Here is a 24228-nt window from a genome sequence, read left to right as displayed (position 1 = left end):
CGTCCGCACTCCGGCGTCGGGCCCCAGCGTCATCCCAACCGCCCAGACATTCCAGGATCCGGCACGGCCCAGAGCCCGCCGGTAGGGCGCCGTCAGGCGTCCGCTCCACTGTTAACCACTACTGGCCCACAAGGCGTCCTAGTGCTACCGCCCTAGGCGCCTCACGCGAATAGTCGGATCAGGTGACAGTGTCCAGGTGCAGGACCGGCGCCCGTTGTCGTAGTCGGGCGCCGGTCTATCCCTGCCCACGACGGCCAGGCGCCGCCGTGGCCCTCCCCCATCTTCCGTCCCCGGCCAAGGCGCCGAGGGGACAGGCCCGCGCCCCTCCGGCGCGCTGAGCGCCTTTCTCCAGCGCTCCCGGCGTCCTCATTCCGGGCGCCCCCCGGCGGCCTCTGCGCGCCGCCCACGCCCGCCCCGGCAAGCTTCCGGCGGCGGGCCCTTCCACGTCCCCAAGGTCCCGCCCCGGCTAGAGCCGTGCCCCGGTGGCCTCGCAAGCGCGACGGACTGGATCCCACCACATCCAATCCCCATCTACCGAGTGAGGTACACCCTATGAGCACTTTCGCTATCACCGACTCCGCCAAGGTCGCCGCGGAGATCGTCGGCCAGGACCTGAACCTGGCTCAGCACATGCGCCTGGATCTGGCCGCGAACTACGCCGCCGGTAAGGGCTCCACCGTCGACGTGCGCGTCGGCGGCGCCGTCGTGGCCCGCACCAAGGCCGCCAGCGACAAGACGACCCAGCTCGTCGCCGACGAGATCGCCGAGCAGACCATCCCGGTCAAGCTGGAGACCCTGGCCTACAACAAGACCGTCCTGTCCGTCCAGGACACCACCCTGGACCTGCGCGACTTCTCCACCCAGGTCCTCGCGCCCCAGTGCCGCGCGATCGTGACCCACATCGAGCGCGAGGCCGCCGCCGCGATCCAGGCGACCCCGGCCACCGCCTCCATCACCTACGACCCGGCCGACCCGGCCAAGGTCGTCACCGCCATGCGCCGCGTCCTGCGCTCCAACGGCGTCCCGGCCGAGGCGACGATCAAGGTCGCCGTCGGCGCCGACGTCTACGCCGACCTGCTGGACGCCGCCGCGTTCGACGACTCCGGCAAGGTGCGCGGCCTGGAGGTTATCGAGTCGACCCGTCTGGCCCCGGCTGAGGCGGCCGCGTTCATCCCGGCCGCGTTCGCCGTGGTGGTCCGCGCCCCGGCCGTCCCGGCTGGCGCGACCGCTGCCGCGTCCGTGAAGGTCGACGGCTGGGCCCTGACCCAGATCCGGGACTTCGACCCGGGCGTCGGCGCCGAGGTCTCGATCGTCGAGTCTCTGGTGAAGGTGGCCCCGATGCCGCTTGCCGTGGACGCCGAGGACGGCACAGTGACCCTCGTGGCTCACGGCGGCGCCGTCCGCGTGGACACCGCCCCGGCGCTCTGATCCGTCCCGGTGTGGGCATTTCCGGGCGTCCTGGCCCTCTATAAGGTGTCCCCTCCCGAGGACTGGCCCTCGCCCTCCGCTCCGGCGTCGAGGACGAGGGCCGTTCTCGTGGTCCTGACCTGTTCCGAACTATCTACCGAGAGGAGTTGCCGTGAAGCTGCGCCGATCCTGTATCCAGTGCGGCGACCCCCTCGCCGCTGACGCCGGACCGCGACGGGCGTTCTGCTCCGTCACGTGCCGGACCCGGCGGCACCGCCAGCGCCACCGCGAGGCCCTGGCCGGGCTCCGCGACTGCCTCGCCGAGCTCCGCGACCACGTCGACGCCGAGGACCGCGAGACTCACCGCCTCCTGGACCGCGCCGGGATCTACCTCGGCCGCGCCGACCGGCGCCAGTGACCGCACCGCCCGCCCACGCGGGCCGACGCCACCGACGGGGACGCCGACGTGGCGCCCTGACCGGCGCAAGGTGACTGCAACGTGATAAGGGCGCCTACTTCCTTCCTTCTCCGTTCTTTTATCGAGAGTTCTCTCTCTCCACAAGAGAAGGGCAGGGGAACGTTACTTCCTCACTTATCACGTTCCCGTCGCCCCGCCCCTTCTGTTCTCCCTCAGCACCGGGCCTACCCCGGCGCTACCGCCGCGTCTGCGGCGACCCCTGAAAGGACACCCGCCCATGATCCCCGCCCATGCCACCACTCTCGCCCGACTCGGCACCGGCGACCCCGACGACGGCCGCCCATTCCGCGTCCGTCTGGACTCCGGCCTCAACCTGGAGACGCCCTCGGCCAAGCGCCTCGCCGAGGTCTACGCGCTCCCTTACCTGACCGGCGACCGCGAGCTCTACCGCGAAGGCTCCGCCATCCTGGCCCGCGCCAAGGGCTCCACCGCCGCCCCGACGCCGGTCCCGCTCGCGGGCCTGGCCGACGAGATCCGCGCCAGCTTGGCCTCCCTGCCCGAGGTCCGCCCCACTGAGGCCGGCGACCGCTACCACGACGCCCGGCTCCTGGTCCTCCACGGCGACGCCGGGACCGTCGGCGCCTACGTTGAGGCCGTGGTCCGCGCCGTCCGCGTCCGGCTCCCCACGTACCGCCCACCCCGCCCGGCCGCCGAGCGCGGCCCGGCGCTGACCCCCTCGGAGTACGTCAAGCGCTCCCGCGACAAGGCCGCCCGGATCGAGGCCGACAGCATCCGAGCATGGCTGGCCGAATGGCGCGAGTACGACGACGCCCCGGCGCCAGGCGATGCCGTCAACGCGGCGGACCTGTTCGCACGTGCTGTCGACGAGATCAACGACAACCGTGATTTCGGCGACAAGACGCCCCAAGGCGACGAGTATCGCGTCCCGCGCCGCCGAGTGTTCTACGCCGTCGCCGACGAGATCCTCGGCCCACGCCGCCGCGTCGGCAAGGCGCGCACGGCCGTTTACACGATGCCCGCCCGACCGGCCGAGGAGACCGCCTGACCACATCGGCGACCCCTGGCCCTCTCTCCAGGGCTCCCCTTCCGCCGCCTGGAGGCGGTCGCCCACGCTGGCGGCCGCCTCCTCGCGTTTCCACTGCCTGACGCCAAGGAGGCGCCCCATGACTGCAACAGCGTCCGCGATCCCCGCCGACGAGCTCGCCGAGGACCCCCGGCTGCGGCCGCCGCTAGACCCCCGCGAGGACGCCCTCGGCGCCAGGATCCACTCCGCCGCACTGGCTAACGGCGCGACCGAAGCCGAGGCCATGACCACCGCCGGGCGCGCACTGGACGCCCGCGCCCGGCGCCTGATCGGCGCCAGGCACCGGTGCCTGGTCTGCACGGCGCTCCGCCCGGCCAAAGCATTCCCGGCAGACCCCGGCCGCGAGACCCGGATCGCGTCGAGGTGCCACGACTGCACCGACGTCCTGCCGTCCACGCTCTACCCGCGACCGGCCTGCTCTACCCGCGACCGGCCTACGGCCGCCGTGCGTAGGACACTACGGCCCCCCACGGTAGAAACCGCGAGGGGCCGCATGTGTCAGCGGGTGGCTTCGATCTCCGCCCGGACGCGCTTCGCCCAGCCATTCCGATGGACGATGCGGACGTAGTTGGCGTTCTGGTCTGCCAGCAAGTCCGGACGGCTTCGCTGGCTCAGTTCGCGCCAATCGTCGAACATCACGTACGCCGCATTGCCGTAGGAGAAATTCTCCAGGACGACTGCGGTACCGAAATCGAAGGCCATGTACCGGTGGAAGCCGGAGACACCGGTCCAAACCTTGTCTGCCTGCAACCCTGCCATTGCCGTATAGCGCTCTTCATACGTGTCCGGAAGGTCTCGACCAGTCCGTCGTTTGAAGTTGGCGGCGACCTCACTGAACTGAGGAAGGGAACCGCCATGCTTCACGGGCAAGAGTTCCCAACCAACAGCCTGTGTCGCCGTCCAATCGCTGAGCGACTGGGCAGAGGGGTAGACCCGCGGAGAGCCCACACATTCTCCGACCAGGGAAACGGCCATGAGCAAGTCGGAGGAGTCTGCGCCAGTTGCCCAAGGAAACACCACATCCACTTCGCACGCGACAACGAACTTTTCGTCTTTCGTGGCCTTGTGGGTGATGTTTAGCGCGAAATTCTTGCCGTGAACAACCTGCTTGTGGATCACCAACCGAGAATGCGGTTGCGTGTGATAGCCCCTCGCGGGATCTCCGTATCTCGGTGAGGTCGTGGACCAGTGGATCTCTTGCTTGGGAAGGTCGGGTCGCTTGATGACCCTGCCGTCCGCGTTCCACTTCGCCCATTTCTTGGACGGGCTGGGCACTAGCGGAGTCTCGTAGGTGATGCCGTCAGGGCCGATGCCGACCCCGATGTGGGCCAATCGACCCATCCGCAACTCTTCTTCCGAGACCGTCCAACGATGCCCGATCCGAAAGTCCGATCCCTTGAGCTCATGAATCTCCCGCAGGATGGCAGCGGGAACAGCGCGGAACCCGTGCAGCCCCTTGGGCTGCCCATCGCCGCTCAATTGCCTCGCCCCGACTTATTACGAGTCCGGTCTGCAATCACGTAGGACTGACCAGGCTTTCCCGTGGGAGGCAGGGTGGTTCCCCGGACGACCGTCCGTTCTTCTCCGGTGCGTCCGCCGCGCGGACCCACGATTTCGTACTGTGCGGAGGCAGGGGCGTACTCGCCTGGCCTGTAGGTGTTCTTCGCCATGATGGTCACGGCCTTTCAGTCGGTGTGGCACCTCACACGACCGAAGAGGGGGGAGAGGGTTTGTGGATCCCGCTCCTTTGCACTACGTTTGTACTCGTTCCGACCAAGAACAAATTTACAAGCGTAGAGCCCCACTTTCGGTGACCCCGTCATCGGAACGGGGCTTTCGTGCGTTGGCTACTCACGAGTCCAATACTACATCTAGTGGTCTGCGCATGCACCAACCACAAGATCCTGTTCCCCCTCCGCGCCCGCGCGTTTCCCCATGCCGTCCACAGGCGCTGTGTACGGACGTGTCCGGGCCCGTGCGCCCAGTACGCCGGAACCACGCGGATCGGCGCACCCGCCCCCCGGCCCGTCCACAGGTGTCGACCGCCGCAGCACCGATCGTGCACAGCGCGGAACGGAACGGGAATCTCACCGCGCAGCGGCGTGTCGTCGGCGCGTCGCGGCGGAGAGTCGCGCGAGGCCCTGGCCCACGTCGCCCCGCTCATGTCCCCCGATGGGCGCCAGCGGGTCGAGGACGTCCTCGTCGTCACCGACTGAGACCCTGGGTACCCCCTCCCCCCGGCCCCTCTGCCCAATGCCGGCAGGGCATAGCTCGGCGGGCCCGATGCACACAGCCCTCCCGCCCCTCGGGCGGCCCACACCTTCACCACTGCCACCTAGGAGGCTCCCGTGACCACCGAAACTGACCCCTACGCCGATCTCCCCGAGTCCTGGTCACAGTCCGCCCGCGATCTTTACGTCAACGTCGACGCGGAAAACCCCGCCATGTCCTCCGCCGCCGAGGGCGCTCTCTGGGAGGCCTGTACTCTGATCTCCTCCGCCGATGCCATGAGCGCCGAGGTCGACCGCGTCGGCCTGATGACCACGGGCTACAAGGGCCAGCCGGTCGCTAACCCGCTGATCGCCGAGGCCCGTCAGGCGCGAGCGGCCGCGATCGCCGCGCTCAAGTCGTTTGGCGTCGGCCTGAACCAGTCCGGCGCCTCGCGGGCTGGGGCGGCGCTGGCCTCTAAGCGTTGGAGCCGTCGCTGATGGCGCGCCAGTCCCGCGCCGGGACCGGCCCGGCCACCGCCGCCGAGATCGAGGTCCGCGACCCCTCCGGCCCGCTCCCGCCATTCGCTCCGTGTCCGCCTCGCGGAGGCTGGACCCCGGCGTCCGCGTGGTCCGCCGCCCTGGACTACGCCGACGACACCGAGGCGTCCGGGCCGGACCTGTCTCATCACCGCCTCGCGGCCGTGGCGTTCCGCGCCCTGTGTCGCGAGGTCTCCGGCCTGCATCGTCAATGGACGATTCAGCGCCTCGGCGGCCATGACGTGACCGCCGCCCTCCATACCGCCTGACACCCTCTCCCCGAAAGGATCCCCGCCATGCTCACCATCGTCCGCGCCACTCTCCCCGGCCTCACCCTGCCCGGCTTCGCCTTCGTCGAGGACGCCCGCGCCTTCCGCGCCTCCGTCGAGGCCACCGCCGCCAGCGCCGCCGAGGGCGACTCCTCGCCCGAGATCGTCGAGGCTGTCACCAAGGCCGTCCACGGCTTCACGGTCGATGACCTCGACGCCCTGGAGATCGGCCTGTGACCCGCCCCGTGATCCGCGCCTCCGACGCGCTCGGGGACGGCGCCCTGGACTTTCCGTCCCTGGAGAGGCGCCAGGCCCCGCTCCTGCCCCCGCGTGAGCCTCCGGCGGCGCTCCTGGCGGACTACGAGGAGGCACTCCGCGCGGAAGGCCTTGACCGCGAGGAGCTCGCCGAGGCATTGCAGGGTGCCGCGAGCCGCTGGCGCTGGCGGTATCGCACGGGCGGCCGCGTATGTACAGGATGCGGAGACCGCAAGCCTCTAAGCGCCTATGGCTCCCACCCGCTCACTCCCGACGGCGCACAGCCGCGCTGTCGAGAATGCGAGGCCGCCGGTGCCCGCCAGCGCCGCACCCGCAAGCGTGCTGAGGCCGCTGCGATCTCCTGAGGCGAATCGGGCCCCGCCCATGCCGCAAATATGAGCGGGGCCGATCTCATGCCGCCTAGGCTGGCGGCATGGCCTGGGAGAGCTTGGCGACGGCAGTCGGGGCATGGGATTGGGGAACGGTACCCGAGTGGTTCGCCGCCGTGGGCACCGTCGGAGCTGTCGGTGCGGCACTGATCGCCAACCGGATCAACGCGCGCGAGCGCGCCGACGCCGCGAGGGAGCGGCGGGAAGCCGCCGAGGACCGTAATCGGTTCCGCCGCATCCAGGAGGAGGAGGCCGCCGAGCGGCGGCAGGAACTCGCCCGCCAAGTCAGTTTCACCTTTACAGCTGTTGCCCTGCGAGACGAGTTCGGTGAGCCGACAAACGAGGTTGGACTCGACCTGAAGATCGTCAACCATGGGCCGAGCCCGATTTCGCATGTCCAGATATTCTTCGGAGAGGTCACTTACTACGCCCGCCCGTTAGACGATTTGCGGACGATCCCTCCTAACGGTGAAGTTACGTGGGGCACGCGCAATCAGGATCACTTCCGCGACCGGCCTCGGTTAAAGCTCTATTTCCGCGATGCGCGCGGTACGCATTGGATAACCGATCTCGCCGGATACCTCTGGGAGCACGAAGACATTGGACGGGAGCCTAGGAGCCGGTCGACGCCTCCATGAGCCTCTAAGCGCACTGCAAACTTGCACGCAAACTTCCTTGCGCCGGGGGCTTTACGTGGCGCTTCTCTAGTTGTTAGTCCGTTCGAGCTCCTCGCCCGCCCACACGAACGTCACGCGCTCCTCTGGGGTGAACCTGTAGCCCCGCCCCTTGGCGGGGCCGACGCGGACCTCGTCAATCGCCAGCGGGAGGAGCTCCCGGCGCTCGTCGAGCGGGAGCGCGTCCCATGCCTCGCGGGACTGTGCCAGGTCCAAGAGCGGGGCGACGTCGAGCGTCCCGGTCGGCAGGGCCGCGAGCTCCTCGGCGGCCTTGGCCCGGTGCGACCGTAGCCGCCTGAGCTCGACGGCGGCCTCGTCCTCGGTCAAGATCCCGGCCACGGCCAGGCGCCGGGCGCGGGCCAGGTCGGCGTCGACCGCGTCGAGGGCCGCCTGAGCCGCGCGCCGCTCGACGTCGCTGGCCGGGTCGACGTGAGCGGTCCAGCGCTCGGCAATTGCGACGAGCCGCTCGTCGTCGGGCTCCAGGGTCGCCAGGTAGGACAGAAACCGCCCGGTGACGTAGTCGTCCAGGCCGCCCCGTGGCGCGCTGAATGGCCGCTCGCATGGGTTCCCGGCCGCCAGGCTGGCGCAACGGTAGGAGCCCGTCGTCCCGCCCGAGGAGAGCGCCGAGCGCCTCCCGCAAGTCCGACAGCGCGCGATCGGCCCGAGGAGCGCTTTGGAGCCCTTGCGGCCGCGTACCTGGCCCCGGGCGCGCTCGGCGGATCGGTCGGCGAGCCGCCGCATGATGAGCGCCCGCTCGGTCGGCGTGATGATCCCCTCGCCGATCGTGACCGGGTCGCGCGTCTCGGGATCCCGGTAGACCTCGGCGACGGCCCGCCAGCCGCCCGAGGCGGTCCTCTCGCGGACCGACTGGAGCCCGGCGAAAGCGGGCGACCGGACTAGCTGACTGAGCGTGTTAGTCCGCCACTGGCCGCCCCTGGCCGTCGCTATGCCGTCCGCGTTTAGTCCCTGGACGATCTCCCATAGGCTCCGCCCCGCGAGGGCCTCCTCGGCGATCCTCCGGGCGATAGGCGCGGTCTCCGGGTCCGGTTCGACGTGGCCGTCGACGATTTGGAGCCCATAGGGCGGCCGCCCGCCGAGCCAACGCCCATCCGCGCGCCTCGTCGCTTTCGTCCGGGCGACGCGCTTGGCCGTGTTCTCGGCCTCCTCCCGGGCGATCTCGCCCCGGATGATGATTGATAGCCGCTGGCGCTCGTCCGACGTGTCCGTCCCGTCGCAAGCAATGATGCGGCGCCCGCTGGCCGCGTGCCGCGTGAGGAGCCCGGCGAGTGTGTCCGCCCCTCGGCGGTCGGCCCGGTCCAGGCTCCAGACGATGAGCGTATGAAAGTCCCCGCCCTTGTCCAGGTCGGCGAGGGCCGCCTCCCACTGGGGCCGCGCCTTCCGCGACCGATTGGAGGCCCCGGTCCCCTCGCGCTCCGAGTACAGCCGGACGACGTCGAGGCCGAACCGCTCGGCCAGGGCCCGACAATCGGCCTCCTGTTCCATTAGTGATCGGTTGAGCCCGAGATCCTTTCGAGAGGACCGGCGGACGTAGATAGCGGCGCACCGATCCGGCGACGCTGTGACTTGAGACGATGCCATGCGGCGAGTCTAGTCCCAAGTTGATGCTTTGACTCAGAACTAGCAGAAGTCCAGGATGACGATCTTGCCGCGCAGGGCCGCCAGGTCCAGCGGGGTCCCGCCGGTGTTCAGCCACGTGCGGCCGGACAGCTCGGAGGCGCGCACGCGCGAGGCGGCGCGGGGCGAGGGGGCGGCGGTGGCCGTGGCGGAGGGCGTGCTGACCGGCTGGTCTTCGGGGCTGCTCATGCGCTCCATTGTGGCCGGAAGCCGACCGGGCCTTCCAGCGGATGACGCCGGCGCACGCTACGGGCGTAACGCGGCGCCGCCGGGCTACTCCTGGTGGCCCTGGTCCCCGCTCTGGGAGCCGCCGCCGGGCTACTCCTGGTGGCCCTGGTCCCCGCTCTGGGAGCCGCCGGCGGGCGGTGTCTCCCCCGGGGGCACGCCCCCGCCCTCCTCCAGGCCCGGGATGTCCTCCTCGGCCGGGTCCGGATTGGCCGAGCGGGCCTGCTCCTCGCTGGGCTCGCCGTCCGCCCAGTCGTCCCGGGGCGCCTCGCCGGCCTGGTTCCCGGCGCCCGTGACCCCGAGGTCGGGCTGCTCGGTCAGGCGCCGGTCGGTGGCACCGGTGTCGCGGATGGCGTCGTCGGGCTGTGGCTCTCCGGCCATGGTGGTCCCCGTCCTCGTCGGCGTGCCGCGGCCCCGCGGCGGCGGGACGGCGCCGCCGGGTGTCCCCGGCGTCCGGCCATCCTGTCACCGGGGCCACCGCCGGGGAACCCCCGGGCGGCGGGCCGGCCCGGCCGGTCCTGGACGACGGCGACCAGCGGCGACCTACAGCGCGCCCTCGGCGGCGGCGAGCAGCTGCTCGGCGATCGTGGTGAACTCCTCGCCGGCCACCTCGGCCCGGCCAAGGAAGGACACCATCACCACGTGGCCGCCCGCCTGGCTGATGAGCACCTGCGCCGTGGTCGCCGCTCCCCCGCCGGCCGGCGTCCGCGTCCACACCAGCGCCGAGTCCGCGTCCGCGGCCGAGTCGCGGGCCGTGAAGTCGAACGTGGACCGCTGCCGGTCCTGGTCCGTGACCGTCATGCGCAGCTCGGGGCAGTCCGCCACGAGCCGTTCCACGTCCGCCAGGTGCTCGCGCACCACCCGCGGGTCCTCCACGGCGGCGACCTCCACCGTGCCCGTGCCCGCGAAGCCCTCGGAGCCGAAGTCCACGCGGGAGGCGTCCGCGTCCGGCAGCAGGATCGGAGACCAGTCCACGGCGGTGAGCGGGGCCTTGCACCGGGCCGGGTCCACGGTGGTGCCGGCCGTGTTGGCCCGGCGCAGCCGGTTCTCCTCGCGGGTGCGGGCGATCTCCTCGTCCGTGGCGGCGACCTGGTTCGTGAAGCCGAAGCTCGCGGCGCGCTCCGACGCGGCCCGGACCGCTCGCTGGTCGGCGCGCGCGTCGGCCGCCGCATCGCCGGACGCGCCGGCGGGGCCGGTCCCGTCCCCGGGGCCCGACGACGGCGCCGAGGCCCCCGCGGTGCCGTGCGGGTCCGCGGTGGCCGGGGTGGGGGCGGCCGCAGCGGACGAGGCCGGGCCGGAGGAGCCGGGCGCGGAGGAGGCGGCGGGACCGGCCGGGGCGGAGCAGGCGGCCAGGAGCACGGCCCCGGCGAGGGCGGTGCCGGCCAGGGCGAGCCGGGCGGGGTGTCGGGTGGTCATCGGGCGGTCCCTCCGGGGGTCGTGTCGTCCTCGGCCAACTGCTCGTACATGCGGTTCCAGGCCTTGAGCTCGGCCTCGCCGTCCAGGTCGGCCTTGCGGTCCAGCCGCTTGGCCTCCCTCAGGTCGGATCGCCACCACATCACGGCCACCACCACGGCCATGATCACGGTGGGCACCTCGCCGATCCCCCACATGATCGCGCCGCCGATCTGCTGGTCGGCGATCGCCGAGGGGCCCCAGTCCCGTCCCGTGCTGCCGAACCAGGAGGCCTGCAGCAGCGACTCCGAGGACGTCATGGCCACCCCGATGAACGCGTGGAACGCCATGGTGGCCAGCAGCAGGACGAGCCGCATGGGGTACGCCACCGACCGCGGCAGCGGGTCGATCCCGATCATCACCGTGGCGAAGAGGTAGCCGGTGAGCAGGAAGTGCACGTTCATGAACTCGTGGCCGAGGTGGTACTCCAGCGAGAACCCGAAGAACGGCGTGTAGTAGAAGACCAGGATGGAGCCGGCGAAGCCCACGGCCGCCACCACCGGGTGGGTGACGAAGCGCCCCCACCACGAGTGCACGATCCACAGGATCCACTCGCGCGGGCCCCGCGTGCCGTCGGTGCGCGTGGGCAGCGAGCGCAGCGCCAGGGTGACGGGGGCGCCGAGCACGAGGAACAGCGGCGAGATCATGGTCAGGGTCATGTGCGCCACCATGTGGGCGCTGAACAGGACCATCCCGTAGACCGCCGGGGCACCGGAGGTGACCCAGAAGAGGATGGTGAGCCCGGTCAGCCAAGAGGCGGTGCGCAGCACGGGCCAGGAGTCGCCCCGACGGTGCAGCCGCACGGTGGTCCACACGTACCACAGGGCCAGGAAGGCGATGACGGCCACCCACAGCCAGTCCAGGCGCCACGTGGTGAACCAGCGCTCCCCCGTCAGCTCCGGCGGCAGGTCGTAGCCGGTGAGGATGCGGGCGGGCGTGGCGTCCGGGGCGATCTCCTCCGGCACGGGCGGGGCGGTGCGGGCCAGCACGGTGGCCAGGGCCATGATGGCCGCCATGACGACCGCCTCCACCGCGACGAGCTGCCACAGCAGCCGCCGGGCGCCCGGCGCCGGGGCGGAGGTGCCCGTGGCCAGCCGCGGGATGATCCACCGCCGGTGCATGAGCCCCACCAGCCCGAGCAGCAGGGACCCGGCCAGCTTGGCGACCACGATCAGGCCGTAGGGGCTGGCCAACTGCTCGGGGCTGTCCATCCGCAGCGCGGCGTTGACGATGCCGGAGAGCACCACCGTGGCCAGGCCGAGGCCCGCGAGCACGGAGTAGCGCGAGACGACCGTGTAGACGAGCGGCTCCGGTCCCTGGCGGTGGGCCGAGGCGCGGCCGGTGGCGCCGTCCGGGCCCACCAGGCGGGGGGCGAGCAGCAGCAGCACGAACAGCCCGCCGACCCAGACGACCACGCCGAGCAGGTGCAGCCCGATCGAGTTCACGGCGCCCATGTGGTCGTCACCCGAGGCGGAGTGGCCGATGAGCGCCTGCGGCACGAGCGCCACGAGGGCCAGCAGCGCCGTCCACGCCAGGCCGGCGGCGGAGCGCACGGCCAGGGTCAGCGAGGTCACCACCGCGGCGATGACGGTCACGACCACCCAGGCCTGCCCCACCGAGATGTCCTGGAGGTAGCCGACCAGCCCCGAGGTGAACGAGGGGCCCGGGGCCAGCGGCACGCCGGCCAGGTCGGAGTAGGACAGCAGCATCACGGCGAGCGCCGCCACGGTCCACGCCCCGGAGGCCAGGGCGGCCACCTGCATCAGCCGGGTGAAGGCGGGGTGCTCCTCCTCCCCGCGCCGCGGGGGCAGGACGGCGCAGGCGAAGACGAGCGCGGCGATCGCCGTCGGCATGGCCAGGTTGTGCAGGAGCTTGGCCACCGGCAGGCCCCAGCGCGTGAACGCGCCGGGGTCGGAGAGGTCGTCGGCGGCGGTGACGCCGGAGAGCGCGGCGGCCAGCACCAGCACGGCGGCGCCCACGACGCCGGCCACGGGCCACGTCCAGGCCGGGGCGCCGGCCGGGGTGGTCGCCGCGGCGGCGGCCGCCCGGGGCGCCGGGACGGCGTCCGGGGACGGCTTCCGGGGGGTGGTGGGGGAAGAGGTCACGGGTTCCATTCTCTCGCAGTCGCGGTGGACAGCGCGTCGCCGACGACGCCGCCCTGGGCGCGGTCCGGCGCGGTGGCGGCCGCCCCCGGACCGATCGGCGTGCTCCGCGCTCCAGGGGCGGCCACCGCTCAGCCCTCCGTTCCGTGGCCGCGGTCCGGGCGGTCGAGGGCCCGGACCCGGCGGAGGACGGACAGGACACCGGCGGCCACGACCAGCACGCCGGCGGCGCCCACGGCCCAGACCCAGCCCGGGACCCCTGGTGCCCCTGACTCGGCGGCGGCAGCCGCGTCGGAGGCATCGGAGAGATCCGGTGCGGGCGGCTCCACGACGGGCGGCTCGCCCGTCGCGGGGTCCCCCGCCGTGCCGGAGGCGCCGGATCCCGCGGTCGCCGGCTCGCCGCCGCCCCCCGTGCTGCCCGGTGCCGCCGCACCGGCCCCGCCGGACGGGGCGGGGGTGGTCGAGGTGGCGTCCCCGGTGTCGCTGACGGGGGCGTCCGGGTCGGGCACGCCGCAGTCCTGCGGGGCGGCGGCGTCCGGGGCCCCGGGGTCGTCGACGGTGAAGGCGTACTGCTGGGCCTCGGAGTGACCGTCCGAGTAGACGACGCGGTAGGCAACCCGGAACTCACCGTTGGGCAGCCCCTCGCACAGCGCGGCGCTGAGCTCGGGTCCGGTGACGCGGGCGTCGCCGTCCTGCCACTGGTTGCCGTCCTCGTCGGTGACGGTGACGAGGTTCTGGATGCCCTGTCCCGTGATGAGGTCGTTCGAGAAGGCCAGGGACACCGTGGAGGGCGCGGCCTCCACGGTGGAGCCGGACGCCGGGGTCGTGGAGACCAGCTGGTCGTGCGCCAGGGCGGGGGCGGCCGTGAGGACCAGGGCCGCGGCCGTGGAGCCGGCCGCGACGAGGGCGGTCCGCCGGGCGCGCGGTCGCGGCCGGTCGGGAAGGGTGGTGGTGGTCATGGGTGTCCTTCGCGGCCCGGGCCACGAGGGGCGCCGGGCGGGTGGTGGTGTCGGTGGTCAGCGGGCGGGCAGGAGCACCGGCGGACCACGCCACCGCAGGACGGAGGACACCACGATGCCCGGGCCGGGCACGGGGAGCAGGGGGCGGGACGGCACGCGGGGCACGGGCACCGTGGGCATCCAGCGGGCCAGCCGGGCGCCGGGGGCGCGCAGCACCAGCCCGGCGGCGAGGTCCACCACGCGCAGGGCCAGCCGCTCCCCCCGGCGCAGCAGCAGCACGGTGACGACGGCGGCGAGCACGTGGGCCGCGACCATCCCCGCCCCGGCGGGGTCGGGGCCGAGCGCGGCGGGGTCGGCCGGGAGGGCGGACGCCCCGGCGGGTCCCGGGGCAAGGGCCAGCGCGTGCCCCGCGGGGACTGCGTGCACTGCGTGCACTGCGTGACCGCCGTCCGGTGACGGCCCGGCGGGGTGGCCGGCGGCCGACGGCGCCGCCAGCGAGTAGGCCGCGTGGAACAGCAGCTGGCTGGCGCCCACGGCGCCGAGCAGCCGCCACCAGGACAGCGCGCGCCCGGCCAGGGCCGTGCACAGCGGCGCCGCCAGCGCCAGGGTGAGGATCCAGGCCACGGGGTGCGGGCCGGCGTCGTGGGCGGAACCCAGGCCCCCCGCCAGGGTGTGGGACCCGGCGGCCAGCACGGTGGCGACGACGGCGGCGGTCCAGCCGCGCAGCAGGCGGGCCGGGCCGCGCGGCACGAGGGCGGAGGCCGCCGCGGCCCGGGCGGCGGCGGGGAGGGGGGCGGGGCGCGGACCGGCAGGGACCATGGGTCGCACCTCCCCGCGTCGAGATCCGCGGAACGCCCGTGTCCGCTGGCCCTCCATGCTACGCGAGTTCTACCGATCGTAGAAGAACCGCCCCGGTCCCTCGGGCGGTCCGGGGCCGTCCGTGGCGGTCCTTAAGCGCCCAGGGCGTCCCACCGCGGTGGGACGCCCTGGGGGCGGACGGCCGGGGCCGTCCGGGACCGCCGGTGGTCACTTGCCGGTGGCAGCGGCCTTCAGCTTGGAGCCAGCGGAGATCTTGACCGAGTGGCCGGCCGGGATCTGGATGGACTCGCCGGTCTGCGGGTTGCGGCCCGTGCGGGCGGCGCGGTCGGTGCGCTCGACGGCGATCCAGCCGGGGATGCTGACCTTCTCGCCCTTGGACAGCTGGGCGGAGAGGACCTCGAAGAGGGCGTCCAGCACGCCGTTCACGGCGGACTGGGACAGGTTGTTCTTCTCGGCGACGGCGGCCACCAGTTCGCTGCGGTTCATAGCCATGTGTCCTCCTGGACGTCGGTGTACTTCGGTCGGCCCGGGCCGGCAGGACCGGGCACATGCTTGGAAAGCTACCACCCACCGGGGCCGCAACACGGCCGGGAACCGCGGGAATCCGCGGAATCCGGGTGATTCGCAGGCGATTCGGGGCACTTCTGGGGCGAAACGGGGGCGGATGCGGGGCCGGCGTCGCCGCCGGGGAACGGCGGGAGGCGCCGGCTACCCCACCCGGGGACCGGCCCGGGAACGACGACGGGGCGGCGGGCCAGTGGCCCACCGCCCCGTCGGACGTGGTGTTCGGGCGCCCCGGGGGGGGGCACCGGAGCCGGCCGTCAGGGCCGGCGCGGGATCACCAGGAGGACTTGGTGATGCCCGGCAGCTCGCCCCGGTGGGCCATGTCGCGGAAGCGGACACGGGAGATGCCGAACTTCTGGAAGGTGCCGCGCGGACGGCCGTCGATCGCGTCGCGGTTGCGCACGCGGACCGGGGAGGCGTTGCGGGGAAGCTTCTGCAGGCCCACGCGGGCGGCCTCGCGGGCCTCGTCCGACGCGTTCGGGTCCACCAGGGTCTTCTTCAGCTCCAGGCGCTTCTCGGCATAGCGGGCGACGATGGCCTTACGCTGCTCGTTCTTGGCAATCTTGGACTTCTTCGCCATGCCTCAGCGCTCCTCTCGAAATTCGACGTGCTGGCGGACCACCGGGTCGTACTTCTTGAGCACGATGCGGTCCGGGTTGTTGCGACGGTTCTTCCGGGTCACGTAGGTGTACCCGGTGCCCGCGGTGGACTTCAGCTTGATGATGGGACGTACGTCCTTGTCCTTGGCCATGTCAGAGCTTCACTCCCTTGGCGAGCAGGTCGGCGACGACGGCGTCGATACCGCGCACGTCGATGGTCTTGATGCCCTTGGCGGACAGCGTCAGCGTGACGTTGCGACGCAGGGACGGCACCCAGTAGGTCTTCTTCTGGATGTTCGGGTTGAACCGGCGCTTGGTGCGACGGTGCGAGTGGGAAATGCTGTGGCCGAAGCCCGGCCCAGCCCCGGTTACCTGGCAGTGTGCTGCCATGATCACTCCTCGTTGCAAGTAGTAGTAAAAGAACGGGCGGAACCCGCTGTGGAGACGCCGGCGGACCGGTGCCCCCACGAGTCCCGCCACCAGTTGTGACACCGCGCTCTTACTGCGACTTTCCGAAGGGGTAACCAGGCTGGGTGAGATCCAACCGAAGTGCCCTCGATCGCGGGGGAAGACGGTGAGCCCCACGCACCGCCTGGCGGCGGGCGCGGGATCCGATGTGCGGGAACCACGCTGTTTTCCGACGCCCCCACCCCCCGGTGCGGGCACCGGGCGCGCGAGGGCACAGCGTGGCTTGGCGCCGTCCTATCCTAGGGCACCGGGCCGCGCCGATCAAACCGAGGAGGGGTCCTCCGCCGTCAGCACGGGGTCCCGGAAGATCCAGTGGCCGGGGTCCAGGTGGCCCAGGATCTTGGCGCCGATCCGGCCGATGTCCTCGAGGTCGCGGTCGTCCAGCACGTCCAGCAGCCACCGTCGCACGCTGGCGACGTGGTGCGGGGCGATCCGCACGAGCTCGCGCATCCCCAGCTCCGTCATGGCGGCCATGGTGACGCGGGCGTCCTCGCTCGAGGGCATGCGCTCGATCCAGCCGCGGGCCTCGAGCTTGCGGGCCACGTGGGAGAGCCGCGAGAGGGAGGAGTTGGTCCGCGCCGCCAGCTCGCTCATGGCCAGCGGGCCGTCGTTCTCTGACAGCATGGCCAGCACCTGGTACTCGAAGAAGCTGACCGGCCCGTCGCGGTGCAGGTCCGCCTCGAGCGTGGGCATGAGCTGCATGTGGGTGGCGACGATGCTCAGCCAGGCCCGGCGCTCGGTGGGCGTGAGCCAGCGGACGGCGTCCCCGCCGATCGGCGCGCCGGCCTCCGCCAGCGCGTCCCGGTCCACGTTCTCGGCGTCAGTCACGGCGTGCATGGGGCGATTATCCCACGTGACGGAGCGGCGGGCCCCTGCCGGTGGGGGATGGCATGCTGGGAGGGGCGTGCGCCACGCCACGTGCGGGGCCGGTGTCCCGGCCGGTCCCGGACCGCGCGGCGCGAGCCGAGAACCGAGAACCGACCGTGTCCGCCCCGCCGCCAGGAGTGCCGATGACCCTCTCGCCCGTGACCCCCGACCCGAGCATCAGCGAGGACCTGCTGGCCGCCGGCCGCAAGGCCTACGACCTCGACCGCGCCCACGTGTTCCACTCCTGGAGCGCGCAACGGGCCATCACGCCCATGACGGTGCTGCGCGCGGAGGGCTCCCACGTGTGGGACGGGGAGGGCCACCGGCTCATCGACTTCTCCTCCCAGCTGGTCAACACCAACATCGGCCACTCCCACCCGGCCGTGGTGCGGGCCATCCAGGAGCAGGCGGCCACGATCGCCACGATCAACCCCGCCCACGTCAACGCCGCGCGGTCCGAGGCCGCCCGGCTCGTCGCGGACCTGGCGCCCGGGGACCTGGACCACGTCTTCTTCACCAACGCCGGCGCGGACGCCGTGGAGCACGCGGTGCGCATGGCCCGGCTGCACACCGGCCGGCCCAAGGTCCTCTCGGCGTACCGCGCCTACCACGGGGGCACGGACCTGGCCTTCGCCCTGACCGCCGACCCGCGGCGCAACGCGGTGGACACGGCGCGCGCCGGCGTCGTGCACTTCCTGCCCTCCTACCCGTACCGGAGCTACTTCGACGCGACCACGGAGCAGGAGGAGACGGAGCGCGCCCTGGCCCACCTGGAGCAGACCATCCTGCTGGAGGGCCCGCAGTCGATCGCCGCCGTGATCCTCGAGTCGATCCCCGGCACCGCCGGGATCTACGTCCCCCCGGCCGGCTACATGGAGGGCGTGCGGGAGCTGACCCGCCGGCACGGGATCCTGTTCATCGCCGACGAGGTCATGGTCGGCTTCGGCCGGACCGGCGAGTGGTTCGGCGTGGACCACTGGGGCGTCGTGCCGGACCTGCTGACCTTCGCCAAGGGCGTCAACTCCGGCTACGTGCCGCTGGGCGGCGTGGCGATGTCCGAGGCCGTCTACGAGACGTTCGCCGAGCGGCCCTATCCCGGCGGCCTGACCTACTCCGGCCACCCGCTCGCCTGCGCGGCCGCGGTGGCCACCATCAACGCCATGGAGGACGAGGGCATGGTGGCCCACGCCGCGCACCTGGGCGCCGACGTCATCGGCCCGCGGCTGCGCGAGATCATGGCCGCCCATCCCTCCGTGGGGGACGTGCGCGGGCTCGGCGCGTTCTGGGCGGTGGAGCTGGTCACGGACCGGGCCACCAAGGAGCCGATGGCCCCCTACGGCGGCTCCAGCCCCGCGATGGCGGACCTCGTCGCGGAGTGCCGCCGGCTGGGGATGCTGCCGTTCCAGAACATGAACCGGATCCACGTGGCCCCGCCGCTGAACACCCCGGACGAGGTGGTGCGCCACGGCCTCGACGTGCTCGACCAGGCCCTGGCGGTGACCGACGCCCACGTGACCGGTTGAGGCCGGCCCTCAGGGGCGCGGCGGGGCGGACCGCCGGCGCGGGCCCAGCGCGAGCATGAGCACGGCGATGACCGCGGTGGTGGACCCGGTGATCCACCATCCCGCCACCGGGTCCAGCACCGCGTGCGCGATGAAGGCCACGCAGCCGGCCAGCAGGAAGGCGAGCCCGGCGAGGCACACCTTCACCAGCAGGTTGCCCCAGGCCACCGTCCGGTCCTTGATCTGCAGCCCGAACAGCCTCCGGTGGATCACCACGGGCAGCAGCATCAGGGTGGTGATGAGCACGGCGCTCACCAGCAGGGCCACGTACCACCCGAGCATGTCCCCGGCCAGCTCCTCGAACCGGGACTGGAAGGGCAGCACGATCAGGAACGCCGTGACGATCTGCGTGCCGGTCTGCATGACGCGCAGCTCCTGGAGCAGTTCGTTCCAGTTCCGGTCCAGCTTCTCCCCCGGGGTCTCCCGCCGGTAGGTCCCCGCGCCGGAGGACCCCTGCGGGTCCTCCGGGTCCGGCGGGGGTTCCGGCCCCCGGCCCGGTGTGGGATCCGGGGCGCGGCTCACGGGACCTCCCAGCGCACGTCGCCGGGCTCCTTGTCCGGCCGCCACCCGCGCCACGAGGCCTGGCGCAGCCGCCCCTCCCGCGTCCGTCCGGCCAGGGCCACCTCCCCCACGAGGGCCGGCCGCACCCACCACGCGTCCGCCCGGTCCGGGGCCGGGACGTCCGCCACGGGCGGGGTCCGGCGGCGCAGGCGCTCCAGCCGCCCCTCCACCTCGGCCAGTTGCGCGGCGGTGAACCCCGTGCCGACCCGGCCGGCGTAGCGCAGCTCGCCCGAGTCGTCCGGCACCGCCGCGAGCAGCGAGCCGATCCCCCCGGCGCGCGCCCCCCGGCCCTCGCGGGCCCCGATCACCACGATCTCCTGGTGCTGCTGCTCCTTGAGCTTCACCCAGGACGAGCCCCGGCGGCCCGGCAGGTAGGTGGAGTCGGTCCGCTTGGCCACCACGCCCTCCAGGCCGAGTCCGCGGGCGGCACGCCGGGCCTGGGCCAGGGTGCCGTGGTGGGCCGGGGGCACGGCAATGGCCTCCCCCGGGACGACGACGGCCTCCAGCACCGCGCGCCGCTCGGCGTAGGGGGTGCGCAGCAGGGACCGGCGCTCGGTCGCCGTGGCGCCGGGCGGTCCGAGCTGCAGGACGTCGAACACCACCAGCCGCAGCTCCCCCGTGCCGTCCTGCAGGCGGGAGAAGTCCGGCCGGCCCCGCTCGTCCAGGGCGACCAGCTCGCCGTCGAGCACCGCCCCGCCCCGCTCGGCCGCCTCGCCCCGGAGCAGGCCGGTCAGCTCCGCGAGCGCGGGGTACCGCCGCGTGAGGTCCTGGCCGTTGCGGCTGGCCGGCAGCACCTGGCGCGGGCCCACGCCGGCGATCACCCGCCAGCCGTCCCACTTCATCTCATAGGCCCAGTCCTGCCCCGGGTCCAGGTCCGCGGGCTCGCCGAGCGTCGCGAGCATCGGCGCCGGCAGGTCCTCCAGCCCGAACCGGGCGGCGCGGGCACTGCCGGGTCCGCCGGGGGTGGCACCGGAGGGGCCCGACGGCGGCCCGGCCGGAGCTCCGGCCCCCTCCCCCGGCGCGGGGGCCGCGCTGCCGGCGGCGGGCGGGCGCACCGCACCCGGCTCCGGCGGGTCCGTCGCCGCCGCGTCCGGGCCCCGGGCGGCGTCGGGCTGGTCCTTCATGAGGTGCAGGAGCCAGTTGTCCTCCCCACCCATGCCCGGCGCCCGGACGAGGGCATAGCGGCGGGGCACGCCGCCCAGGCCGCCCTCGGGCCGGCCGCGCAGGACCCCGATGACCTCCCGGCCCTCGCGCCACTTCTCCGGCTGCCACGTCCCGGCGTCCCAGATGGTCACCTCCCCGGCCCCGTACTCGCCCTTCGCGATCGTCCCCTCGAAGGTGCCGTACTCCAGCGGGTGGTCCTCGGTCTGGACGGCGAGCCGGTTGGTCCCCGTGTCCAGCGGCGGACCCTTCGGCACGGCCCAGGACACCAGCACGCCGGAGTGCTCGAGGCGGAAGTCCCAGTGCAGCCGGCGCGCGTGGTGCTCCTGGATGACGAAGGAGGGCAGCTCGCCGGGGCCCAGGGCACGCTCGGCCGGCGGTTCGGCGGGCACGGGCTCGGCGGTCCTGGCCGGGTCGCGCATGGACCGGTAGGTGGCGAGCCGGTCGACGGGCCCGCCGGCCGCACCGCCGTCCTGTCCGCCGTCCTGACGACCGGACGCGCCGCCGTCCGGGCCCCCGGGACCGCGCCGGCCGCCGTCACCCCCCGTGCCCCCGGAGTCCGGGGTCCAGCCGAGCGGGGCGATGGGGTCCAGCCCGGCCGCCACCCGCTCGAGCACCTCCGCGAACCCCAGGTGGCGCAGGCCCGGGTCCCCGAGCTCCTCCCACGTCCGGGGCGCGGCGACCCACGGCCGCTCGCGGCCCCGCAGCGAGTACGGGCTGACCGTGGTCTTGGCCGCGTTGTTCTGGCTCCAGTCCACGAAGACCTTGCCGGGCCGCAGGGAGCGCCGCATCGCCGAGACCACGAGGTCCCGGTGGTCGGCCTCCAGCGCCTTCGCGAGCTCGTGGGCCACCCCGCTGATCGCCTCCGCGTTGTGCCTGCCGTCCAGCCCCGCGTACAGGTGGATGCCCTTGGACCCGGAGGTCACCGGGAAGGACTCCAGGCCCATGTCCGTCAGCAGGTCCCGGCACAGCCGCGCCACCTCCGCACACTCGGCCAGGCCCACCCCCTCGCCCGGGTCCAGGTCCAGCACGAGGCGGTCCGGGTTGCGCGGGCGGCCGTTGCGGCCGAAGCGCCACTGGGGGGTGTGCAGCTCCAGGGCCGCCATCTGGGCGAACCAGGCCAGCACGGCCGGCTCGTTGGCCAGCGGATAGGTGTTGGTGTGGTCGGCGTGGGCGATCCGGCCGGTCGGGATCCACCGGGGCGCCGAGTCCTCGAGGTCCTTGCGGAAGAACATGCTGCCGGGCTCGCGCGCCGTGCCCACCCCCTCGACCCAGCGCTTGCGGGTCACGGGCCGCTGGGCGACCTGCGGGATGAGCACGTCCGCCACGGCCAGGTAGTAGCGCATCACCTCGGCCTTGGTGGTGCCCGTGGCAGGGTAGAGGACCTTGTCCAGCGAGGACACGGAGAGGCTGCGGCCCCCCACGGTGTAGGACTGCCTCCCGCCGCGCGCCATGGCACCCCTCCCGGTGCGGCCGCGGGTCCGCCTATGCTGGCGGACATGCGAGCCATCTGGTCTGGATCTATCACTTTCGGTCTGGTGAACGTGCCTGTCAAGGCGTATTCGGCCACCACGGACCACGATGTCTCCCTGCACCAGGTCCACGATGCCGACGGCGGCCGGATCCGCTACCAGCGCCGGTGCGAGGTGTGCGGCAAGACGGTCGAGTACGAGCACATCGACAAGGCCTATGACGACGGCGAGCAGACCGTGGTGCTCACGGAGGACGACCTCGAGGCGCTGCCGGAGGCCGCGAACGACGAGATCGAGGTGGTCCAGTTCGTCCCCGCCGGGCAGATCGACCCCGTGTGGCTGGAGCGCAGCTACTTCCTGGAGCCGCAGGGCAAGTCCCCCAAGTCCTACCTGCTGCTGCGCGAGGCGCTCGAGGCGACCGACCGGACCGCCGTGGTCACGTTCGCCCTGCGGCAGAAGACCCGGCTCGGCGTGCTGCGGGTCCAGGACGACGTGCTGGTGCTGCAGGGGATGCACTGGGCGGACGAGATCCGCGAGGTCGACTTCCCCGCCACCCGGTCCCGCGCGCGGATCAGCCCCAAGGAGAAGAAGCTGGCCCGGGCCCTCGTGGACCAGTTCGCCGGGGACTTCTCCCCCGAGGACTTCGAGGACACCTACCAGCAGGAGCTGCGGGTGCTGATCGACGCCAAGCTCGAGCAGGGCGAGGCCCTGGACACCGACGCCACCTTCGGGGACGTCGAGGACTCGGCCGTGGAGGACGACGCCGAGGTGATCGACCTCATGGAGGCGCTGAAGGCCTCGCTCGAGAAGAAGCGCGGCGGGCGCCGGGCGGGCGGAGCCGGTGGCCGGGGCGCGGCGAAGGGCCGGGGCGGCGGCCGGGGCACGGCCACGGGCCGGAGGGCGACGTCGGCGCGCGGCACCGCGGCCGGCGGCCGGTCCTCCCGGGCGAAGGACTCGGACGCCGCGGGCGCCGGGGCCTCCGGGGGATCCGGCGACTCGCGGAAGGCCACGGGCTCCGGCGGGGGACGGCGCAAGGGGGCGACATCGGGAGCGACGTCCGGGACGAAGTCCTCGGGCACGCGGTCGCCGGGGACGGCCTCCTCGGGTGGCCGGGGCGGGCGCAAGGCCGCGGGCGCCTCCCGCCGCGAGAGCGCCTGACGTGCCGAGGCTGACCACGGTCACCCCCGGCACGGGCGGCTACACCCGGCGGCGGGCCGGCCGGGGGTTCACCTACTGGGGCGCCAACGGCCGGCGCATCACCCACGAGGACACCCTCGAGCGCATCCGCGGGCTGGCCATCCCGCCGGCCTGGACCCAGGTGTGGATCGCCGCCGAGGACAACGCCCACATCCAGGCGACCGGCGTGGACGACGCCGGGCGCACCCAGTACCTCTACCACCCCCAGTGGCGCCAGGCCCGGGACGCGGAGAAGTTCGAGCGCTCGCTGTCCTTCGGCCGGACGCTGCCCGCGGTCCGCCGGCGCGTGACGCGGGACCTGAAGCCCGCCGGGGAGCAGGACGAGGTGGCCGGCCGGCGCCGGGCCCTGGCCGCCGCGGTGCGGCTGATGGACCGCGGGGCGCTGCGCGTGGGCGGCACCGAGCACACCGGCGAGCTCGAGGCCTTCGGCGCGGCGACGCTGCAGCGCCGGCACGTGGACGTGGACGGCCCCCAGGTCCACCTGGCGTTCCGCGGCAAGTCCGGCAGCCAGTGGGACCTGACCCTGGAGGACGAGGCCCTCGCCGAGTTCTTCGACGCCGTCCCCGCCACGCCCCGCAAGGCCGCCGCGGTCTGCTATCCCGTGCGCTCGGGCCGCCGCCGCGAGTGGAAGGGCATCTCCGCGGCGGACGTCAACCAGTACCTCAAGGACCTCGCCGGGCTGGAGTTCACCGCCAAGGACTTCCGCACCTGGCAGGGGACCCTGGCGGCGGCGCGCTCGCTGGCCCGGTCCCACCGCAGCGGCAGCACCTCACCCCAGGCGGTGACGATCGCGATCAAGGCCGCCGCGGCGCTGCTGCACAACACCCCCACCGTGGCGCGGGACTCCTACGTGGACCCGCGGGTGGTCGACCTGTTCGAGAAGGGCCGGGTCATGTCGCTCCGGGGCCAGCCGGACCGCGCCCTGCTGGCCCTCATGACCGCCGAGGACTGAGGGCGGGGACCGAGTGCGGGGACCGAGTGCCGAAAGGGCCGCGGGCGGGGACCCGCCCCTCCTCCGGCCGGGGCCCACCGGCCCCGCCGCGTCAGTGGTCGCGCAGTCGCTCGATCAGCTCGTCCTTGCGCAGGTCCGAGTACCCGGTGAGGCCGAGCTCCTTGGCCCGGCCCCTGAGCTCCTCGACCGTCCAGTCCTCGTAGGACGGGGCCTCGCCGCCGCGCTCGCCGACGTCGGACCGGCCGTCCCGGTCCGCGGCGTTGGCGATCCGGGCCGCCTTCTCCTTGCTGGCCCCGTCCGCGCGCAGGGCCTCGTAGACCTCGGGGTCCTTGATCCGGGCGTTGTCGTCCTTCTTCTCAGCCATGGGGC

26 protein-coding genes are annotated in these 24228 nt (G+C 73.2%); 10 read left to right on the top strand and 16 right to left on the bottom strand.

All coding sequences use genetic code 11. From position 1 onward, the window contains the following. Positions 1–552 precede the first annotated feature (552 nt). The 3 genes from E7744_RS02790 to E7744_RS02780 all read left to right on the top strand — a co-directional run bounded on the left by E7744_RS02790 (position 553) and on the right by E7744_RS02780 (position 2891). The gene (locus E7744_RS02790) at positions 553–1428 is read left to right on the top strand and encodes a P22 phage major capsid protein family protein (protein WP_137772810.1); all 876 of its coding nucleotides are present in this window, start codon (positions 553–555) and stop codon (positions 1426–1428) included. Between the two features lie 151 nt (positions 1429–1579). Next, positions 1580–1825, top strand: coding sequence for a hypothetical protein (locus E7744_RS02785; protein ID WP_137772809.1), 246 nt, complete (start codon positions 1580–1582; stop codon positions 1823–1825). A 277-nt stretch (positions 1826–2102) separates the two neighbouring features. Further along, positions 2103–2891 carry a hypothetical protein gene (locus tag E7744_RS02780; RefSeq protein ID WP_137772808.1) on the top strand — a complete coding sequence of 263 codons (789 nt, stop codon included), beginning with the start codon at positions 2103–2105 and terminating at the stop codon, positions 2889–2891. A gap of 537 nt (positions 2892–3428) precedes the next feature. On the opposite strand, the gene E7744_RS02775 is transcribed toward E7744_RS02780, so the two are convergent. Beyond that, positions 3429–4049: a hypothetical protein gene (locus E7744_RS02775; protein WP_137772807.1), complete on the bottom strand. Its 621-nt coding sequence runs from the start codon at positions 4047–4049 to the stop codon at positions 3429–3431. A gap of 1229 nt (positions 4050–5278) precedes the next feature. On the opposite strand from E7744_RS02775, the gene E7744_RS02765 reads away from it, so the two are divergent. From E7744_RS02765 to E7744_RS02750, 4 genes are all read left to right on the top strand, one after another. After that, positions 5279–5638, top strand: a complete 360-nt coding sequence (locus E7744_RS02765) for a P27 family phage terminase small subunit (RefSeq protein WP_137772805.1) — start codon at positions 5279–5281, stop codon at positions 5636–5638. Further along, positions 5638–5946: a hypothetical protein gene (locus E7744_RS02760; RefSeq protein WP_137772804.1), complete on the top strand. Its 309-nt coding sequence runs from the start codon at positions 5638–5640 to the stop codon at positions 5944–5946. Before E7744_RS02765 ends, E7744_RS02760 begins: the two co-directional genes overlap by 1 nt. 27 nt (positions 5947–5973) lie before the next feature. Further along, complete coding sequence (locus tag E7744_RS02755; protein WP_137772803.1) at positions 5974–6183, top strand: hypothetical protein; 210 nt, start codon at positions 5974–5976, stop codon at positions 6181–6183. A 451-nt stretch (positions 6184–6634) separates the two neighbouring features. Next, positions 6635–7228 carry a hypothetical protein gene (locus E7744_RS02750; protein ID WP_137772802.1) on the top strand — a complete coding sequence of 198 codons (594 nt, stop codon included), beginning with the start codon at positions 6635–6637 and terminating at the stop codon, positions 7226–7228. 66 nt (positions 7229–7294) lie between these two features. Here the strand turns inward: E7744_RS02750 and E7744_RS02745 are convergent, their stop codons facing one another. The 12 genes from E7744_RS02745 to E7744_RS02685 all read right to left on the bottom strand — a co-directional run bounded on the left by E7744_RS02745 (position 7295) and on the right by E7744_RS02685 (position 16924). Continuing rightward, positions 7295–8863: a recombinase family protein gene (locus E7744_RS02745; protein ID WP_137772801.1), complete on the bottom strand. Its 1569-nt coding sequence runs from the start codon at positions 8861–8863 to the stop codon at positions 7295–7297. A gap of 39 nt (positions 8864–8902) precedes the next feature. Beyond that, the gene (locus E7744_RS02740) at positions 8903–9088 is read right to left on the bottom strand and encodes a hypothetical protein (RefSeq protein WP_137772800.1); all 186 of its coding nucleotides are present in this window, start codon (positions 9086–9088) and stop codon (positions 8903–8905) included. A gap of 129 nt (positions 9089–9217) precedes the next feature. Then, the gene (locus E7744_RS02730) at positions 9218–9505 is read right to left on the bottom strand and encodes a DUF6480 family protein (protein WP_137772799.1); all 288 of its coding nucleotides are present in this window, start codon (positions 9503–9505) and stop codon (positions 9218–9220) included. Positions 9506–9667: 162 nt separating this feature from the next. After that, positions 9668–10540 carry a hypothetical protein gene (locus E7744_RS02725; RefSeq protein WP_137772798.1) on the bottom strand — a complete coding sequence of 291 codons (873 nt, stop codon included), beginning with the start codon at positions 10538–10540 and terminating at the stop codon, positions 9668–9670. Beyond that, positions 10537–12690, bottom strand: a complete 2154-nt coding sequence (locus E7744_RS02720) for a cytochrome c oxidase assembly protein (RefSeq protein ID WP_137772797.1) — start codon at positions 12688–12690, stop codon at positions 10537–10539. The genes E7744_RS02725 and E7744_RS02720 overlap by 4 nt, the downstream gene beginning before the upstream one ends. 119 nt (positions 12691–12809) lie before the next feature. After that, the gene (locus E7744_RS02715; RefSeq protein ID WP_137772796.1) at positions 12810–13637 is read right to left on the bottom strand and encodes a copper resistance CopC family protein; all 828 of its coding nucleotides are present in this window, start codon (positions 13635–13637) and stop codon (positions 12810–12812) included. 57 nt (positions 13638–13694) lie between these two features. Continuing rightward, on the bottom strand, positions 13695–14456 hold the full coding sequence (locus E7744_RS02710) for a hypothetical protein (protein WP_137772795.1): 762 nt from the start codon (positions 14454–14456) through the stop codon (positions 13695–13697). Positions 14457–14663: 207 nt separating this feature from the next. Next, the gene (locus tag E7744_RS02705; RefSeq protein WP_256376026.1) at positions 14664–15023 is read right to left on the bottom strand and encodes an HU family DNA-binding protein; all 360 of its coding nucleotides are present in this window, start codon (positions 15021–15023) and stop codon (positions 14664–14666) included. Positions 15024–15294: 271 nt separating this feature from the next. Beyond that, a complete protein-coding gene (rpsN, locus tag E7744_RS02700) occupies positions 15295–15600 on the bottom strand; it encodes a 30S ribosomal protein S14 (protein WP_137772793.1) in 306 nt (101 codons plus the stop codon). 3 nt (positions 15601–15603) lie between these two features. Beyond that, positions 15604–15771 (bottom strand): 50S ribosomal protein L33, encoded by a 168-nt coding sequence (rpmG, locus tag E7744_RS02695; RefSeq protein WP_137772792.1) that lies wholly within the window; start codon positions 15769–15771, stop codon positions 15604–15606. 1 nt (position 15772) lies between these two features. Next, on the bottom strand, positions 15773–16009 hold the full coding sequence (gene rpmB, locus E7744_RS02690) for a 50S ribosomal protein L28 (protein ID WP_137772791.1): 237 nt from the start codon (positions 16007–16009) through the stop codon (positions 15773–15775). A 339-nt stretch (positions 16010–16348) separates the two neighbouring features. Continuing rightward, positions 16349–16924 carry a MarR family winged helix-turn-helix transcriptional regulator gene (locus tag E7744_RS02685; RefSeq protein WP_137772790.1) on the bottom strand — a complete coding sequence of 192 codons (576 nt, stop codon included), beginning with the start codon at positions 16922–16924 and terminating at the stop codon, positions 16349–16351. Between the two features lie 173 nt (positions 16925–17097). Between E7744_RS02685 and E7744_RS02680 the strand changes: the two genes are divergently transcribed. Then, positions 17098–18477 (top strand): aspartate aminotransferase family protein, encoded by a 1380-nt coding sequence (locus E7744_RS02680; protein WP_137772789.1) that lies wholly within the window; start codon positions 17098–17100, stop codon positions 18475–18477. 9 nt (positions 18478–18486) lie between these two features. Here the strand turns inward: E7744_RS02680 and E7744_RS02675 are convergent, their stop codons facing one another. Both E7744_RS02675 and E7744_RS02670 read right to left on the bottom strand, forming a co-directional pair. Next, entirely contained in the window at positions 18487–19038 is a 552-nt protein-coding gene (locus E7744_RS02675) for a DUF6328 family protein (RefSeq protein ID WP_137772788.1), read from the bottom strand. Then, a complete protein-coding gene (locus E7744_RS02670; protein ID WP_137772787.1) occupies positions 19035–21692 on the bottom strand; it encodes an ATP-dependent DNA ligase in 2658 nt (885 codons plus the stop codon). The genes E7744_RS02675 and E7744_RS02670 overlap by 4 nt, the downstream gene beginning before the upstream one ends. Before the next feature lie 84 nt (positions 21693–21776). Here E7744_RS02670 and E7744_RS02665 point away from each other — a divergent pair, with 84 nt between their 5' ends. Together E7744_RS02665 and E7744_RS02660 are read left to right on the top strand one after the other, a co-directional pair. Next, positions 21777–22868 carry a Ku protein gene (locus E7744_RS02665; RefSeq protein WP_371415373.1) on the top strand — a complete coding sequence of 364 codons (1092 nt, stop codon included), beginning with the start codon at positions 21777–21779 and terminating at the stop codon, positions 22866–22868. Between the two features lies 1 nt (position 22869). Next, complete coding sequence (locus E7744_RS02660) at positions 22870–23859, top strand: DNA topoisomerase IB (RefSeq protein WP_137772785.1); 990 nt, start codon at positions 22870–22872, stop codon at positions 23857–23859. A 91-nt stretch (positions 23860–23950) separates the two neighbouring features. On the opposite strand, the gene E7744_RS02655 is transcribed toward E7744_RS02660, so the two are convergent. After that, the gene (locus E7744_RS02655; protein ID WP_137772784.1) at positions 23951–24223 is read right to left on the bottom strand and encodes a Rho termination factor N-terminal domain-containing protein; all 273 of its coding nucleotides are present in this window, start codon (positions 24221–24223) and stop codon (positions 23951–23953) included. Positions 24224–24228: the final 5 nt, after the last annotated feature.

The sequence above is a fragment of the Citricoccus sp. SGAir0253 genome, assembly GCF_005877055.1.
GTDB lineage: Bacteria > Actinomycetota > Actinomycetes > Actinomycetales > Micrococcaceae > Citricoccus.
Note: the sequence above shows the minus strand (reverse complement) of the source record. Positions and strands in the feature narration are given on the sequence as shown.

Excerpts from the sequence above, each read along its gene's own strand:
- E7744_RS02790 (WP_137772810.1), top strand. The coding sequence starts at position 553 with ATGAGCACTTTCGCTATCACCGACTCCGCCAAGGTCGCCGCGGAGATC.
- E7744_RS02780 (WP_137772808.1), top strand. The coding sequence starts at position 2,103 with ATGATCCCCGCCCATGCCACCACTCTCGCCCGACTCGGCACCGGCGAC.
- E7744_RS02760 (WP_137772804.1), top strand. The coding sequence starts at position 5,638 with ATGGCGCGCCAGTCCCGCGCCGGGACCGGCCCGGCCACCGCCGCCGAG.
- E7744_RS02755 (WP_137772803.1), top strand. The coding sequence starts at position 5,974 with ATGCTCACCATCGTCCGCGCCACTCTCCCCGGCCTCACCCTGCCCGGC.
- E7744_RS02750 (WP_137772802.1), top strand. The coding sequence starts at position 6,635 with ATGGCCTGGGAGAGCTTGGCGACGGCAGTCGGGGCATGGGATTGGGGA.
- E7744_RS02745 (WP_137772801.1), bottom strand. The coding sequence starts at position 8,863 with ATGGCATCGTCTCAAGTCACAGCGTCGCCGGATCGGTGCGCCGCTATC.
- E7744_RS02740 (WP_137772800.1), bottom strand. The coding sequence starts at position 9,088 with ATGAGCAGCCCCGAAGACCAGCCGGTCAGCACGCCCTCCGCCACGGCC.
- E7744_RS02730 (WP_137772799.1), bottom strand. The coding sequence starts at position 9,505 with ATGGCCGGAGAGCCACAGCCCGACGACGCCATCCGCGACACCGGTGCC.
- E7744_RS02725 (WP_137772798.1), bottom strand. The coding sequence starts at position 10,540 with ATGACCACCCGACACCCCGCCCGGCTCGCCCTGGCCGGCACCGCCCTC.
- E7744_RS02720 (WP_137772797.1), bottom strand. The coding sequence starts at position 12,690 with ATGGAACCCGTGACCTCTTCCCCCACCACCCCCCGGAAGCCGTCCCCG.
- E7744_RS02715 (WP_137772796.1), bottom strand. The coding sequence starts at position 13,637 with ATGACCACCACCACCCTTCCCGACCGGCCGCGACCGCGCGCCCGGCGG.
- E7744_RS02710 (WP_137772795.1), bottom strand. The coding sequence starts at position 14,456 with ATGGTCCCTGCCGGTCCGCGCCCCGCCCCCCTCCCCGCCGCCGCCCGG.
- rpsN (WP_137772793.1), bottom strand. The coding sequence starts at position 15,600 with ATGGCGAAGAAGTCCAAGATTGCCAAGAACGAGCAGCGTAAGGCCATC.
- rpmG (WP_137772792.1), bottom strand. The coding sequence starts at position 15,771 with ATGGCCAAGGACAAGGACGTACGTCCCATCATCAAGCTGAAGTCCACC.
- rpmB (WP_137772791.1), bottom strand. The coding sequence starts at position 16,009 with ATGGCAGCACACTGCCAGGTAACCGGGGCTGGGCCGGGCTTCGGCCAC.
- E7744_RS02685 (WP_137772790.1), bottom strand. The coding sequence starts at position 16,924 with ATGCACGCCGTGACTGACGCCGAGAACGTGGACCGGGACGCGCTGGCG.
- E7744_RS02680 (WP_137772789.1), top strand. The coding sequence starts at position 17,098 with ATGACCCTCTCGCCCGTGACCCCCGACCCGAGCATCAGCGAGGACCTG.
- E7744_RS02670 (WP_137772787.1), bottom strand. The coding sequence starts at position 21,692 with ATGGCGCGCGGCGGGAGGCAGTCCTACACCGTGGGGGGCCGCAGCCTC.
- E7744_RS02655 (WP_137772784.1), bottom strand. The coding sequence starts at position 24,223 with ATGGCTGAGAAGAAGGACGACAACGCCCGGATCAAGGACCCCGAGGTC.